A 14,002-nucleotide genomic window follows, 5' to 3' on the forward strand; every position below is an offset into this window, starting at 1 on the left:
TCATTGACCTCCCGCCAGTCTGCCCAACGGCGCAAGGCCGGAACTCATGGCATGGTTGATCGTTCCCGAAATCGCGCCACCGCTACCGCCGCTGTGACCGGCGCTCATGCCGGGCATGCCATTGGGATTGGTCACGACATTGAGGCTGCCGGGTATGTTGCCGTTCTGGTTGATGCTGTTGCTGATGGACGAACCGCTGGCCACGCTGGCGAACTCACCATCGCTCAGTTCGGTGCTGTTGAGTGTCGAAGTGACACGATCCGAAGGGTTGGCGTTGACAGTGGTCGGGTAGGGGTCTTTCTGGAACGGCGGCCTGCCGACGGTGTGGGGCTGTACATCACGAGTGAGTACGATCACACCATTGCCTTCAGCCTGAACGTCAAAACTGAGGAGTGAGACGGTGGCACATCCGAGCAGCATCAAGCGCGTAAAGCCTTTACGAAAAGTCCCCACGACTGCGATTCCTTCTGTTGTGCGCTGGCCCTAATCAGCGTTGTGAAGGAGAGAGCGAAAGTCGTGCCGCTTTTTGATTGTTGTTTTGATTCAAGGGGTTATCGATCAGGCTAAATGGATCCTTGATTGAGCTGTTTCAGGCCTGAGACAAAAGCGGGGGCTATAACGGGGAAAAGGAGGCGCAACGCTCTGGATCCATAGCTTGCGTTGTGATGTATCAGCGCTTTAACACAGATCATGACGCAATGATGAATAGCGCTGAAACGGGCTGTTCGAGTGCAAAGGTATGTTTCACAAACGGACGCATTTGCAAAAATATCGCAACAAATGCTGGTGGGGCTGGGTGTTGGTGGCTGTAGCAGCCGAATTCAGCAACCTAGCAGCAGAGTGACGGCCTGCAACGCTTGGGCTCGGCGTTCTGCCCAGTCACCCTGGATCACTTGAACAGGTTGGCGATGCTGCTCCAGCCACGCCTGAGTCGCGTTGAAAAAAGCCCGGCGTTGATCCAGCTGCGGCTGACAGCGCTGGCCATCGTCGGTCCAGTCGACGAGTTCAGGCGACAACAGCAAGTGCAAGTCGTAATGCCGGGCCAGCAGCGCTTGTTCGAGCCAGGCCGGGCAATCGCTAAACAGGGTCTGGCTCCAAAGCATGTTGCTCAGCAAGTGCGTGTCGAGAATCAGCAACGGTGGCGCAAGGGCGCGGGCATCATCTTCCCATTGCAACTGGCCGCGGGCGATCTCGGGGATATCCGCGAGGCAGGTGTCCCGTGCCTCCTGTTCAATGAACCAGCGCACGTATTCGCCCACCAAAACGCCGCCAAATTGCTGTTGCAGCTCGGTGGCGAGCCAGCTCTTGCCGCTCGATTCGGGGCCCGTGAGCACCAGCACTTTCATGTGCGCAACGCCGGGTCGGCGCGCCACGTCCGCCAGCCTTGCACCGCCAGCAGGGCGAAAACCCCATAGAGGACGGCGGTCAGATACAGCTCTTTATAGATGAACAGGCCGACGAAGATGACGTCCAGCGCGATCCACAGCGGCCAGCATTGCAGGCGTTTTTGCGCCATCCATAACTGTGCTACCAGGCTGAAACCGGTCAAGGCGGCGTCGAGCCAGGGTTGGGCGGCGTCGGTCCAGTGAGCCATCGCAGCCCCCAGCAGCAGGCTGCCGACCGCGCCCACGGCCAGCCCGAGCGCGACGGATTTGCCATCGAGCAGGCTGACGTGCCGCCCGTCATGCGTCACGCCCGGGCGAGTCCACTGCCTCCAGCCGTAAAGCTGCAACGCGGCGTAGATCACTTGCAGCAGCATGTCTGAATACAGCTTCACCTCGAAAAAGATCCAGCTGTACAGCAGCACCATGACCAGACCGACCGGCCAGCACCAGGGGTTCTGTTTGACCGTCAGCCAGACGGCAATCACACCGAGGGCGGCGGCAAACAGTTCAAGCCCGGACATGGGGGATCCTTGGGGAAGACGAAAGGGGGGAGGATTGTAGCGGCAGGCGCGGCCAAGTAGAACCGGCTTGCGCGGTCCGGTGTAGCAGCTGCCGAGCCTGCGAGGCAGCTGCTATAAGTGATCAGACGCGAAACTGCTTGAGCAACCCGTTCAACTGTTCACTCAATTCCTTGAGGTGAACACTGGCCACGCTCGACTGCTCGGCCGCCAATGCCGTGCTGTGGGACAACCCGGCGGCCTGGGTGACGTTCTGATTGATGTCTTCCACCACATGCGCCTGCTGCAAGGTTGCACTGGCAATCGAGGCATTCAAGCCGTTGAGGTTGCGCAAGGCCTGGCCGATGGCATTCAGACTGGCACCGGCCAGACCGGCCTGCTCGATGGTCAGTTGCGAGGCGCGGCTGCTGTCGCCAATCACCTTGACTGCCGCTTCGGAATGGCTTTGCAGGCGTTCGATCATCGACTGGATTTCTGCCGTCGACTTCTGGGTGCGCTGGGCCAGCAGGCGCACTTCATCGGCGACCACCGCAAACCCTCGACCTTGCTCACCGGCCCGGGCGGCTTCGATGGCGGCGTTGAGGGCCAGCAGGTTGGTTTGCTCGGCGATGGAGCGGATCACTTCCAGGACACTGCCGATTTGCGTGCTTTCGTCGGCCAGCGTACGAATCACTTCCACCGCTTGATCGATGGTCGAAGACAGCTTGTCGATCTGCTGCAGGCTGCCATCGATATTGATCTGTCCCTGCTGCGCCTGAGATTCGGCATCGCGCATTTCACTGGCCGCGTGTTCGGCGTTTTTCGCCACATCCTGCACGCCGTAGGTCACTTCGTTGATCGCGGTCGCCACCAGTTCCATTTGCTGGGACTGCTGCTGGCTGCGTTGCTGGGCTTGCGCGGCGTCGTTGCCCAGGTCACTGGAAGACTGGCCCAGCGCGCCGGCGGACACTTGCAATTGACTGATCACCAGGCGCAGTTTGGCGGTAAAGGCATTGAAGTGCCGGGCCAGTTGCGTGACTTCGTCCTGGCCGTGGGTATCGAGGCTGCGGGTCAGGTCGCTTTCGCCACTGGCGATATTGGCCATGGCATTCACGGTTTCCTGCAACGGGCGCACGATGCTGCGGGCAATCATGATCACCAGCAGCGCCATGATCAGGGCAATCACCAGGCCGACGAAAGACGCCTTCCAGACCTGCGCATTAAACTCGGCCTGCATGTCGTCGATGTACACACCCGAGCCGATCACCCAACCCCAGGGCTCGAACAGTTTGACGTAGGAGGTTTTTTCCACCGGTGCACTGGCGCCCGGTTTCGGCCAGCGATAGTTGACCATGCCGGCGCCCTTGGCCTTGGCGATGGCAGCCATTTCGTTGAACAGTGCAAAACCGTCCGGGTCGCGGATCGTCGAGAGGTTCTGGCCTTCAAGTTTTGGGTTGGTCGGGTGCATGACCATGGCCGGCGTCAGGTCGTTGATCCAGAAATAGTCATTTTGGTCGTAGCGCAAACCACGCACGACGGTCAGTGCCTGCTGTTGCGCGGCGGCGCGGGTGAGGGTGCCGGCGGTTTCCAGGTCGTGATAGTAGGTCAGGATGCCACTGGCGGTCTGCACCACATGCTGGGTCTTCTGGGCCTTGGCCTGATAGAGGTCGTCGTGGATCTGTTTGAGCATCAACGCGCCCAACGTCAACAGCATCACCACGGCCACGATCAAGATAAGCCACAAGCGTCGGCTGATCGACACACTGCGCAAGCTGTTCATAACGCTGTTACTCCGTTTTCTTGTTCTTGTCATAAACGATCGCCAGCATCCAACCACACGTTGCCGATCGGGCCTATCCGACTCATGTCCTATTACGCGGCAGCGTAAATGAGGCTTGTCTGATAGGATTTCGGCCCCGCGCGGAAAAACCTGAGTCCAAGTCGATTTTTCACGGAATTTTTACGGTTTTGTGTGGATCTTGTGCGCGCGGGGTTTCAGCGCACGCTGATCGCGAATAACGCTCTACAAATTATTAACGGGGCATGCCTGGGGGCATGGCTTCTTGGGGGAATGATGGATCTTTGGACAGCCTTTCAGGCATTGATTTTAGGCGTTGTAGAAGGGCTGACCGAGTTCTTGCCCATTTCCAGTACCGGGCACCAGATCATTGTGGCGGACCTGCTCGATTTCGGTGGCGAGCGGGCCATGGCCTTCAATATCATCATTCAGCTCGGGGCGATCCTGGCGGTGGTCTGGGAGTTTCGCCGCAAGATCTTCGACGTGGTTATTGGTTTGCCGACGCAGCCCAGCGCTCGACGCTTTACCGCGAACCTGTTGATCGCCTTCCTGCCGGCCGTGGTATTGGGGGTGATTTTCGCCGACCTGATCCACAAGTACCTGTTCAACCCGATCACCGTAGCCAGTGCATTGGTCGTGGGCGGGATCATCATGTTGTGGGCCGAACGCCGGCAGCATGTCGTGCATGCCGAAAGCGTCGATGACATCACCTGGAAAGAAGCCCTGAAAGTCGGTTTCGCCCAATGCCTGGCGATGATCCCGGGGACCTCGCGTTCCGGCTCGACGATCATTGGCGGTTTGCTGTTCGGCTTGTCGCGCAAGACGGCCACCGAGTTCTCGTTCTTCCTCGCCATGCCAACCATGGTCGGCGCGGCGGTGTACTCGGGCTATAAATACCGCCATCTGTTTGTGCCGGCTGATTTTCCGGTGTTCGCCATTGGTTTTGTCACCGCGTTCATCTTTGCGATGATCGCTGTTCGCGGCTTGCTCAAGTTCATCGCCAGCCACAGCTACGCGGCGTTCGCCTGGTATCGCATTGCGTTCGGTCTGGTGATTCTGGCCACCTGGCAATTCGGTTGGGTCGACTGGACCGCGGCCAAGCCATGAATGATTCCAGCGCGCGCAACAACTCCGGTCGCAACTCCGGGGGAGCCATTCAAAACCTGCGGCTGAAACTGCTGGTGTTCGCAGTACTGTGTGCAGCGCCGTTGTTTGGCTCGGTGTCGTTGTGGCTGCGCGGGGTGTCGGTGATTCCCCTGGCAGCCTACGGCCTTGTCAGCGTGCTGGCGTTTTTCCTGTATTGGAGCGACAAGCACAAGGCCCGCGCCGACAGTTGGCGCACGCCGGAGAACGTCTTGCACGCAGTGGAACTGGCGGGCGGTTGGCCGGGTGCCTTGCTGGCCCAGCAAGTGTTTCGGCACAAGACCCGCAAGGTTTCGTTTCAACTGGTGTTCTGGCTCATCGTGCTGATGCATCAGGTGTTCTGGATCGACCAGTTGTTTCTGGGTGCTCAGCTGTTCGCGCTGTTCTAAAGCTGTTTTAAAGCAGCAAGCCGATCTGCGTGCGCTTGGGCAACTTGCTCACCACCAGTTGGTGGGAACGTTGCAGCAAGCCTTGCAGCTCTTCGGTGCCCAGCGGGTAGGGCGTGTCCATGATGATCCACTGCGCCCGGGCCAGATACGGCGCCGGGTGAATGCCCGGTCGGTCGCAATGGCCCAGGAATAGGTCTTTGTCGACCTTGAAGGCCAGGGACTGGCCCCGCAGGTTCTGCAAGGCGAACATCTTGCTCCCGGCAATCGAAAACACCCTTACGCCCCCCCACTTGTAATCCTCCCGCGCGCCGGGCAGCGCCAGGCAGAATTGCGCGACATCCTCTTCGCTCATTGGTCTTGCCTTCATAACAGTCGGTCCCCACAGGCATTGAATGATTCGATCAAATGGTCGATCCAGGCGCGTACTGCCGGCATTACCCCGCGCCGATGAGGGTAGACCGCTTGCAGCCAGCCGCCCGGCAATGACCAGTCGGGCAGCAATTGCACCAGCGAGCCGCTTTCCAGTTCCTGCTCGCAGTACATCATCGGCAACACGGTGAAACCCAGCCCGGACAGGGTACACGCCTTGCGCACGAGAAAATCGTCGATGCCCAATCGGGCTTCGAATGTCATTTCACAGGCCTTGCCCTGCTGGTCGAGCATCCGCAGATGCACCAGCCGATCGGCTTCCAGTGCGCCCAATATCGGCACGTTTTTCAAGTCGTCCGGGGTCTTGATCTGCCGCTCGCGAAGAAACGCCGGGCTGGCGACCATGACAGTCTGCGCCTGACGTAAGCGGCGGGTGACCAGCAGTGGGTCTTCATCTCCCAGTTCCCGCACTCTCAAGGCGACATCGACGCCTTCGGTCACCAGATCAACCCGGCGGTTGAGCAGCAGCATCTCCAGCTGAACCTGCGGGAATTTCTCAAGGAACTTGCTGATCACCGACGGGAACATGTCGTGGGCCAACCCCACCGGGCAGGAAACCCGCAGTCGGCCGCGGGGTTCGCTGGACATGCTGGCCACCGCTTCGTCGGCCATCTCGGCCTCCAGCAGCATCGCCTGACAGTGCCGCAAGTAGCGCTCGCCCACGGCGGTCAGGTTGAGTTGGCGGGTGGTGCGTTGCAGCAGGCGCGCGCCCAGGCGTTCTTCCAGTTCGGCGATGCGTCGTGACAACCGAGACTTGGGAATCCCGAGCAAACGCCCGGCCGCCGCGAAGCCGCCGGCCTCGACCACCTTGGCGAAGTAGTAGAGGTCGTTGAGATCTTGCATGATTTAAATCCAACTGTTCTATCAGTGGGACGAACTATCGCACTATTGCCGGCTAATCAGCTATTGGTTTCGTTGGTAGGATTGTTTCCATCAGATCGCCGGGTGGCGATCCTCACCTTGGAGATCCCACATGAAATTACTGCATATCGATTCGAGCATTCTGGGTGACAACTCGGCTTCCCGTCAGTTGAGCGGTGAAGTCGTCAAAGCCTGGCAAGCCGCCGAGCCTGGCGTTGTGGTGACTTACCGCGACCTGGCCGCCGATGCCATCAGCCATTTCTCCGCCGCCACGCTGGTCGCCGCTGGCACCGCCGCTGAGCTACGCAACGCCGCGCAACAGCATGAAGCCGATTTGGGTGCGCAGGCCCTGGCCGAATTCCTCGCCGCCGATGCCGTCGTGATTGCAGCGCCGATGTACAACTTCACCATCCCGACCCAACTCAAGGCCTGGATCGACCGCATCGCCGTAGCCGGCCAGACTTTCCGCTACACCGAAGCCGGCCCTGAAGGCCTGTGCGGCGGCAAGAAAGTGGTGATCGTTTCGACGGCTGGCGGTTTGCACGCTGGCCAACCGACTGGCACTGCTCACGAAGAGTACTTGAAGGTGATGTTCGGCTTCCTCGGTATCACCGACATCGAGTTCGTCCGCGCCCATGGCCTGGCCTACGGTGATGAAGTGCGCAGCAAAGCCATGAGCGACGCTCAGGCGCAAATCAGCGAACAATTGTTCGCCGCCGCGTAAGGCTTGCGTAAAGTCGTAAACAGCTCGGGCAATACCCCTGAAACTCTGTATTCTGGTCATCGTGATGGCCAGGTACAGAGTTTTTTGTTTCTGGGGGCGATCAGTTTCTGGCCCAGGTTATGCAGTCGAGGGTTAACATCTGCGGTCAGGTAATAAGGTGGGGCATCCCATGGTGCGTCTTTGTGCAACATTACTGATTTGCCTGTTCGGCAGCCTGAATTCGGTGCACGCCGCGCCTGTGCTGTTTCCTCACTGGAGCGTCGGTTTCCATGAGATGACATTCCTCGACCCGCTGGACTTGCAGCCGATGCGCGCCATCGCCTTTTATCCGTCCAGTGAGAGGGAACATTCCAGCAAGCTCGAGGGCTACACGGTCGAAGCCGGTGAAGACACCAAAGTCGCCATCGGACGCTTCCCGATGTTGATGCTGTCCCATGGCAACACCGGAACCCCGCTGGCCCTGCACGATCTGGCCACCTCGCTGGCACGCAAGGGGTTTGTGGTGGTGGCGGTGATCCATCCCGGCGACAACTCCAAAGACCACAGCCGCCTCGGCACCTTGAGCAATCTTTACGGGCGGCCGATCCAGATTTCCGAAGCCATAACCGCGACCTTGGGCGACCGTATGCTTGCGCCCTTCGTCAATGCCGATCAGGTTGGGGTGATCGGCTATTCGGCGGGCGGTGAGACCGCGTTGATCCTGTCCGGCGCCACCCCGGACCTGGACCGTCTGCGCCGTTATTGCCATGAGCGCCCGGACGATCATGATGCCTGCAACACGCAAGGTGAATTGATCGTCGACCGCGATGACTTGCAGCCAGTGCCAGACCCGCGAGTGCATGCCTTGCTGTTGATGGCACCGCTGAGTCTGAAGTTCGGCCGCCAGACCTTGGCCGAGGTGCATGTGCCGGTGCTTCTATACAGCGGCGATGGCGACAAACTGGTGGCGTTCGACAAAAACGCCGCAGCGCTGGCGCGCAAACTGCCGACTGCACCGGATTTCAAATTGCTGGCCGGGGCAGGGCACTTCGTGTTCCTGGCACCGTGCAACGAGGAACAGATCGCCGCCATGCCGGCGCTGTGCACCGATGCCGACGGCGTCGACCGCAAGGACATTCACCGCAACCTGATCTCCGAAGCCGGACGTTTCTTCTCCCATGCCTTGGGCAAACCGAGTCGGGCCGGCATGCAAACTGCCGATCAATAAACTCCCACAAGAGATTTACAGCAGGCTTTAGACCATCGCCCGGTGTTTCAGTAACAGGGTCAAACCGAGCCCGGTCACGGACAACAACGCCGCACTGAAGAAAATCCACGCATACCCCAGGTTCAACGCCACCGCGCCCATCAACGGCCCGGCAATCGCCAGCGCCAGATCGAAAAACACCGCATAAGCACTCAAACCCGCGCCGCGACTGGAATTGGGCACCTGCTTGATCGCTTCCACGCCCAGCGCCGGATAGACCAGCGACAGGCCGAAGCCGGTCAGGCCTGCGCCAATCAAGGCGTAAACGGTCGAGGGCGCCAGCCACAACAGGACCAGCCCCACGGTTTCAATGCTCATGCAGGCAATGGCCGAGGTGAAACCGCCGAAACGGCTGATGCTGGAAATGAACAACAGCCGCGACAGAATAAAACACACCCCGAACACCGTCAGGCAGTAAGCCGCACCCGTCCAGCTACGACTGGCGTAATACAGGGTAATAAAAGTGGTGAGCGTGCCGTAGCCGATAGACGCCAGGCTCAGGCTCGCGCCGAAAGGGGCAATGCGCCCGAATACCGCCCAAAACGGCAACCGCTCGCCGCGAATCACTGGCACCGAGGGTTTGTTGCGGATCAACAGCAGTGCCAACAGGGCCAGTAACGACAGCACAATCCCGAGGCTGGCGAAGCCCAATTCAGCCACCATCACCACGCCCAACGGTGCGCCAATGGCAATGGCGCCGTATGAGGCGATCCCGTTCCAGGAAATCGAACGCGCCGTGTGCTCGACACCGACCTGGCCCATGCACCAACTGATGGTGCCGACCCCGATCAACCCTTGGGCGATCCCCAGCAACAACCGGCCAGCGATCAGGATGAAAAGGCTCAACAAAGGGAAACTTTGCAGCAGGGTCGATATCAGCGTCAGTACGCCGCTCAACACAATCCCCGAAAACCCGTAAACAATCGCCCGTTTGGTGCCGACGCTGTCTGACAAGCGCCCGGCCATCGGACGGCTGAGCAGGGTGGCCAGGTATTGCGAACCAATGGTCAGCCCCGCGACGATGGCGCTGAACCCCAACTGTTCATGGACATACCCCGGCAACACGGCAATCGGCAGGCCAATGCAAAGGAAGGCAATAAAGCTATAGAAAACGATGGAAACGATCTGCAGGGTGATCGCCATGGAGCTTTGCGGGGGCAGTTGCTGCACAGACATGAGAGCTCGTTCGCGGGCGGCGGTAGGAGAACTGCATCATGGCGCGGGTGTGAAATAAAAGAAAGCAGGCTAACGATACAGCTGGCGATCGTTCCCACGCTCTGCGTGGGAACGTATCCCGTGACGCTCTGCGTCCCCCTTCAAAGCGGGAACGCGCAGCGTCCTTGGCGGCGTTCCCACGCAGAGCGTGGGAACGATCAGCCCCGTCACCAGGACGGGGCTTTCCATTTGCAGCCAGAAGCCGCCTTACATCAACACACCCTGACTACGCAGGTAGTCGTCATAGGTGCCGCTGAAATCGATCACGCCATCGGCGCTCAACTCGATGATGCGGGTGGCCAGGGACGATACGAACTCACGGTCGTGGCTGACGAAAATCAGCGTGCCCGGGTAGTTCTCCAGCGCCAGGTTCAGCGCCTCGATGGATTCCATGTCCAAGTGGTTGGTCGGTTCGTCCATTACCAGCACGTTCGGCTTTTGCAGGATCAGCTTGCCGAACAGCATGCGACCTTGCTCACCACCGGAGATGACCTTGACCGACTTGAGGATCTCGTCGTTGGAGAACAACATGCGCCCGAGGGTGCCGCGAACCAGTTGCTCGCCGCCCTGGGTCCATTGGCCCATCCAGTCGAACAGGTTGCAGTCGTCTTCGAAGTCGTGCGCGTGGTCCTGGGCGTAGTAGCCCAGCTCGGCAGCGTCGGTCCATTTCACGGTGCCGGCGTCCGGGGTCAGTTCGTTGACCAGGGTGCGCAGCAGGGTGGTTTTACCGATACCGTTCGGGCCGATGATCGCCACGCGCTCGCCGGCTTCAACGGTGAAGCTGAAGTCCTTGAAGAGGGTCTTGCCGTCGAAGCCTTTGGCCATGCGCTCGACGATGACCGCCTGACGGTGCAGCTTTTTGGTCTGCTCGAAACGAATGAACGGGCTGACACGGCTCGAAGGTTTGACTTCGGCCAGCTGGATCTTGTCGATCTGCTTGGCGCGGGAAGTTGCCTGCTTGGCTTTCGAGGCGTTGGCCGAGAAGCGGCTGACGAACGATTGCAGTTCCGAGATCTGCGCTTTCTTCTTGGCGTTGTCCGACAGCAGCTGCTCGCGGGACTGGGTCGCCACGGTCATGTACTCGTCGTAGTTGCCTGGGAACAGGCGCAGCTCGCCGTAATCCAGGTCAGCCATGTGAGTGCACACGCTGTTCAGGAAGTGACGGTCGTGGGAGATGATGATCATCAGGCTGGAGCGCTGGGTCAGCACGTTTTCCAGCCAGCGGATGGTGTTGATGTCCAAGTGGTTGGTCGGTTCGTCGAGCAACAGCACTTCAGGATCGGAGAACAGCGCCTGCGCCAGCAACACGCGCAGTTTCCAGCCTGGCGACACTTCACTCATCGGGCCGAAGTGCTGCTCGATGCCGATACCCAGGCCCAGCAACAGCTCGCCGGCACGGGACTCGGCGGTGTAGCCGTCCATTTCGGCGAACTCGGTTTCCAGTTCGGCCACGGCCATGCCGTCTTCTTCGGTCATTTCCGGCAGCGAGTAGATGCGATCGCGCTCGGCCTTGACCTTCCACAGCTCTTCGTGACCCATGATCACGGTGTCGATCACGGTGAATTCTTCGTAGGCGAACTGGTCTTGACGCAATTTACCCAGACGCACGTTCGGCTCAAGCATGACCTGGCCGCCGGACGGCTCGAGATCGCCACCGAGGATTTTCATGAAGGTCGACTTGCCGCAACCGTTGGCGCCGATCAGGCCGTAGCGGTTGCCCGCGCCGAATTTGACCGAAACGTTTTCGAATAGCGGCTTGGCGCCGAACTGCATCGTGATGTTAGCTGTGGAGATCAATTACTTTACCTATCAATGGGTTGCGAGCTGCGCATTTTGGCGCTTGGGCCATACCTGGGGCGTTTTGGAGTTTCTCCATCTCTCCCCAGTCACCGCTAGACTTCAACCGGCGCGCATAAGTCGAGAGCAGCATCTGGACGCTTGTCCAAGCTGTTGGGCAATAAAGGCGGGATTCATGCCAGACATTCTGCATATTGTCGCATAAGTGTGACGGCAGTTGTACGGCGCGCGATAACGTGTCGCGACCTTCTTCAGGTTGGCCCCGCAGCTTGGGTCTGCCCGAGGGGATGGTTCATCCTGGTGGGTGGCGAAACGCTGCGCAAATCCTTGATTACACGCCAATGTTATTTTTGTTCAGCGTTGTGTTCGGGACACCGGACGCTGCTCTGGGTAAAGTCGGCAGCGCTTGCCCGGCCAGGTGTCTTTCAGAAGGATTGCTGAATGGCCAGCACTTGGTCAGGGTGGGCACCTATCCGGATTTATCTCTCCATGCCGCATGAGGCGGCAGTCTCTCTCCAGAGCATCGAGGCTTTGGTTGCCCTTGCCAGATGATTCGTTCTAAGCGACTAGAATATAAACGGCCTCTAGTCACGGATGAATCAAATGAAACTGATTTTGGTCGTGTTAATCATTGGTTTGTTGGCCTGGAAGCTTTCCCCCGAGTTACAACCTTGGGTTGAAGCCAAGCTACCGCCCCCGAAAGTAACCCCTACAGTCGCGACTGCGCCGAAACCTGTTTCTGCGCCATTCAAATGTGACGGACGCCAATATTGCTCGCAGATGACCTCATGTGCAGAGGCCAAAAAATTTCTGCAAAATTGTCCGGGAATGAAAATGGATGGCGACAACGATGGCGTGCCCTGTGAGTCGCAGTGGTGCCAATGACTTTTGCCGCGGGACAAGGGAATAAACGGGCCTGACGGCTACAAAACTTGTAATAAGTTGTCCGTGATTGTTCCCGAAAAAATAGTCTCTACCGGGCCGATGAGAAAGACCTCGCCCACGCCATCCCATTGAACCGTTACGGTGCCGCCATCACATTCAACCTCAACGGAATGGTCTAATAAACCACGACGAATTCCGCTGACTGCGGCGCCACAAGAGCAAGAACCTGAACCAAGCGGAATACCACCCCAGCGCTCCCAAATGCGCAACCGTATGTGTTGTCGGTTAATGATCTGGACGAAATGCACGTTCGTCCTGAGGGGAAACAGTGGGTCGGTTTCAATGGTCGGTCCGAGGGTCGCTATATCAATGGCTGTCAGATCATCCACAAAATAGGTGCAGTGAGGGTTGCCCATGCTGCAAGCTGCCGGGCCACCAGTCAGTGGCAAAACAGCAGTGTCCAGTTCCTGAGCCAGGGGAATATCCGACCAGCCGAAAAGCGGCTCGCCCATGTTGACCGAAATTGCGCCGGCTGAAGTTCGTTCGCAAGTGAGTAGGCCACGGTTGGTTCGCAGCGCTATCGAAGTCATATTGGATTCGCGCATCAGCATGTCCGCGGCACCCCGCGTTGCGCTGCCACAAGCATCCAGTGTGGAGCCATCTGCATTCCAAAACATCAAGCGGGCATCGGCATCATCGCAATCAAGCACTGCTGCGAGTTGATTGAATCCGACGCCTCGGTTCCGATCACCCATTCGCCGAGCCAAACTACTTGTCACTGGATTGGCCGAGTTTCGCGAGTCCACAATGACGAAGTCATCGCCATTGGCGTGCATTTTATGAAAACTCAGCGGCATAAATAGATCCCGGGTGAACTGGCGTTTGAGAACGATCTAGCCCCAATCACATAACCTTTGCAAGCCGTGAGCGGGTAAAGAAAAACACCGGCCCTCAAAACCGATAACGATTGATCGACTCTTGAATTAGTATTCCATCCCCCACCCAAGGAACATGGAAGTGAGAAACAAATTCGCAGCAGGTATGTTCTGTTTCCTGACGATTGTGACGGTTCAATACGCTTACTCCAGCGCTACGGATGAGTCCGCCGAAAACGCCTCATTACTCTGCAAAATCCTCGATGGCAATGACGCCTTGACCCAGGCCTCCGAGTTCTCGGCCGAGGATCGTACGGTCAATATCTCTGTAGACCGTTCTCCAGAGGAAGCCAAAAAGCTTTGCCCGGAAATCAGCGCCATCGTCGAGTATCACGAGATGACTTTTACGCAAGGCTGGACTGTGCAGATCACTTCTCCAGACAGTGGTTATGACGTTGTTGCTATCTGCCCGTTGTAATGATGGTGGTTGTCCTGTACGCCAGTGATCAGGTGCAGTGGAATGTGCTGTTGCTCATCAATGCATATGATTTCGAAACTGCCCACTATTTGAGGGTGTCGCTCACTCAGCCCGGTCGACTCTTCTTCCTTTGCCTTAGCCATTCTCGCGTGGTTCGCTGCGATTTCGTTGAGAGTTGACACGTTACATCTCCCGGTGACTGACCAAGCGGATCGCTGGAGTCCTTAAACGTTAATGTGAATGCCGCCGCGTCAGAATTACGTCGTTTTGGGGCAGCTAT

At 58.5% G+C, this 14,002-nt stretch carries 16 protein-coding genes and 2 pseudogenes; 6 read left to right on the forward strand and 12 right to left on the reverse strand.

Annotation, left to right across the window (positions count from 1 at the left end; all coding sequences use genetic code 11):
- The 5 genes and pseudogenes from PSH69_RS14340 to PSH69_RS30265 all read right to left on the reverse strand — a co-directional run.
- Nucleotides 1-453, reverse strand: coding sequence for a hypothetical protein (locus PSH69_RS14340; RefSeq protein ID WP_305412637.1), 453 nt, complete (start codon nucleotides 451-453; stop codon nucleotides 1-3).
- Between the two features lie 368 nt (nucleotides 454-821).
- Nucleotides 822-1,346, reverse strand: coding sequence for an AAA family ATPase (locus PSH69_RS14345; RefSeq protein ID WP_305412832.1), 525 nt, complete (start codon nucleotides 1,344-1,346; stop codon nucleotides 822-824).
- On the reverse strand, nucleotides 1,343-1,906 hold the full coding sequence (gene pnuC / locus PSH69_RS14350; RefSeq protein WP_305412638.1) for a nicotinamide riboside transporter PnuC: 564 nt from the start codon (nucleotides 1,904-1,906) through the stop codon (nucleotides 1,343-1,345). The genes PSH69_RS14345 and pnuC overlap by 4 nt, the downstream gene beginning before the upstream one ends.
- A 121-nt stretch (nucleotides 1,907-2,027) precedes the next feature.
- Nucleotides 2,028-2,762 (reverse strand): methyl-accepting chemotaxis protein, encoded by a 735-nt coding sequence (locus PSH69_RS30260; protein WP_370695259.1) that lies wholly within the window; start codon nucleotides 2,760-2,762, stop codon nucleotides 2,028-2,030.
- 171 nt (nucleotides 2,763-2,933) lie between these two features.
- Nucleotides 2,934-3,695, reverse strand: a pseudogene (locus PSH69_RS30265) (cache domain-containing protein); the annotation flags it as partial.
- Between the two features lie 261 nt (nucleotides 3,696-3,956).
- Here PSH69_RS30265 and PSH69_RS14360 point away from each other — a divergent pair.
- Both PSH69_RS14360 and PSH69_RS14365 read left to right on the forward strand, forming a co-directional pair.
- A complete protein-coding gene (locus PSH69_RS14360; protein ID WP_305412640.1) occupies nucleotides 3,957-4,787 on the forward strand; it encodes an undecaprenyl-diphosphate phosphatase in 831 nt (276 codons plus the stop codon).
- Nucleotides 4,784-5,212 (forward strand): DUF1294 domain-containing protein, encoded by a 429-nt coding sequence (locus PSH69_RS14365; protein WP_305412641.1) that lies wholly within the window; start codon nucleotides 4,784-4,786, stop codon nucleotides 5,210-5,212. Before PSH69_RS14360 ends, PSH69_RS14365 begins: the two co-directional genes overlap by 4 nt.
- A 7-nt stretch (nucleotides 5,213-5,219) precedes the next feature.
- On the opposite strand, the gene PSH69_RS14370 is transcribed toward PSH69_RS14365, so the two are convergent.
- Both PSH69_RS14370 and PSH69_RS14375 read right to left on the reverse strand, forming a co-directional pair.
- Complete coding sequence (locus tag PSH69_RS14370) at nucleotides 5,220-5,579, reverse strand: MmcQ/YjbR family DNA-binding protein (protein WP_026286414.1); 360 nt, start codon at nucleotides 5,577-5,579, stop codon at nucleotides 5,220-5,222.
- Nucleotides 5,576-6,484, reverse strand: a complete 909-nt coding sequence (locus PSH69_RS14375; RefSeq protein WP_305412642.1) for a LysR substrate-binding domain-containing protein — start codon at nucleotides 6,482-6,484, stop codon at nucleotides 5,576-5,578. The genes PSH69_RS14370 and PSH69_RS14375 overlap by 4 nt, the downstream gene beginning before the upstream one ends.
- A 130-nt stretch (nucleotides 6,485-6,614) precedes the next feature.
- Here PSH69_RS14375 and PSH69_RS14380 point away from each other — a divergent pair, with 130 nt between their 5' ends.
- Both PSH69_RS14380 and PSH69_RS14385 read left to right on the forward strand, forming a co-directional pair.
- Nucleotides 6,615-7,226 carry an FMN-dependent NADH-azoreductase gene (locus tag PSH69_RS14380; protein ID WP_064618091.1) on the forward strand — a complete coding sequence of 204 codons (612 nt, stop codon included), beginning with the start codon at nucleotides 6,615-6,617 and terminating at the stop codon, nucleotides 7,224-7,226.
- 169 nt (nucleotides 7,227-7,395) lie between these two features.
- On the forward strand, nucleotides 7,396-8,433 hold the full coding sequence (locus PSH69_RS14385) for a dienelactone hydrolase (protein ID WP_111453602.1): 1,038 nt from the start codon (nucleotides 7,396-7,398) through the stop codon (nucleotides 8,431-8,433).
- 27 nt (nucleotides 8,434-8,460) lie between these two features.
- On the opposite strand, the gene PSH69_RS14390 is transcribed toward PSH69_RS14385, so the two are convergent.
- The 3 genes and pseudogenes from PSH69_RS14390 to PSH69_RS14400 all read right to left on the reverse strand — a co-directional run.
- Complete coding sequence (locus PSH69_RS14390; RefSeq protein ID WP_305412643.1) at nucleotides 8,461-9,648, reverse strand: MFS transporter; 1,188 nt, start codon at nucleotides 9,646-9,648, stop codon at nucleotides 8,461-8,463.
- 246 nt (nucleotides 9,649-9,894) lie between these two features.
- Entirely contained in the window at nucleotides 9,895-11,484 is a 1,590-nt protein-coding gene (locus PSH69_RS14395; RefSeq protein ID WP_026286413.1) for an ABC-F family ATPase, read from the reverse strand.
- A pseudogene (locus PSH69_RS14400) lies at nucleotides 11,468-11,739 on the reverse strand (hypothetical protein); the annotation flags it as partial. The pseudogene PSH69_RS14400 and the gene PSH69_RS14395, both read right to left, overlap by 17 nt.
- 348 nt (nucleotides 11,740-12,087) lie before the next feature.
- On the opposite strand from PSH69_RS14400, the gene PSH69_RS14405 reads away from it, so the two are divergent.
- Nucleotides 12,088-12,369 carry an excalibur calcium-binding domain-containing protein gene (locus tag PSH69_RS14405; protein ID WP_081626508.1) on the forward strand — a complete coding sequence of 94 codons (282 nt, stop codon included), beginning with the start codon at nucleotides 12,088-12,090 and terminating at the stop codon, nucleotides 12,367-12,369.
- A 38-nt stretch (nucleotides 12,370-12,407) separates the two neighbouring features.
- Here PSH69_RS14405 and dapF read toward each other — a convergent pair whose 3' ends face one another.
- The gene (gene dapF, locus PSH69_RS14410; protein ID WP_305412644.1) at nucleotides 12,408-13,226 is read right to left on the reverse strand and encodes a diaminopimelate epimerase; all 819 of its coding nucleotides are present in this window, start codon (nucleotides 13,224-13,226) and stop codon (nucleotides 12,408-12,410) included.
- 154 nt (nucleotides 13,227-13,380) lie between these two features.
- Here dapF and PSH69_RS14415 point away from each other — a divergent pair, with 154 nt between their 5' ends.
- A complete protein-coding gene (locus tag PSH69_RS14415; protein WP_305412645.1) occupies nucleotides 13,381-13,722 on the forward strand; it encodes a hypothetical protein in 342 nt (113 codons plus the stop codon).
- Here PSH69_RS14415 and PSH69_RS14420 read toward each other — a convergent pair.
- Entirely contained in the window at nucleotides 13,692-13,904 is a 213-nt protein-coding gene (locus PSH69_RS14420) for a hypothetical protein (RefSeq protein ID WP_305412646.1), read from the reverse strand. The two genes, PSH69_RS14415 and PSH69_RS14420, sit on opposite strands and share 31 nt — an antisense overlap.
- Nucleotides 13,905-14,002: the final 98 nt, after the last annotated feature.

Source organism: Pseudomonas sp. FP1740, assembly GCF_030687165.1.
Classification (GTDB): domain Bacteria; phylum Pseudomonadota; class Gammaproteobacteria; order Pseudomonadales; family Pseudomonadaceae; genus Aquipseudomonas.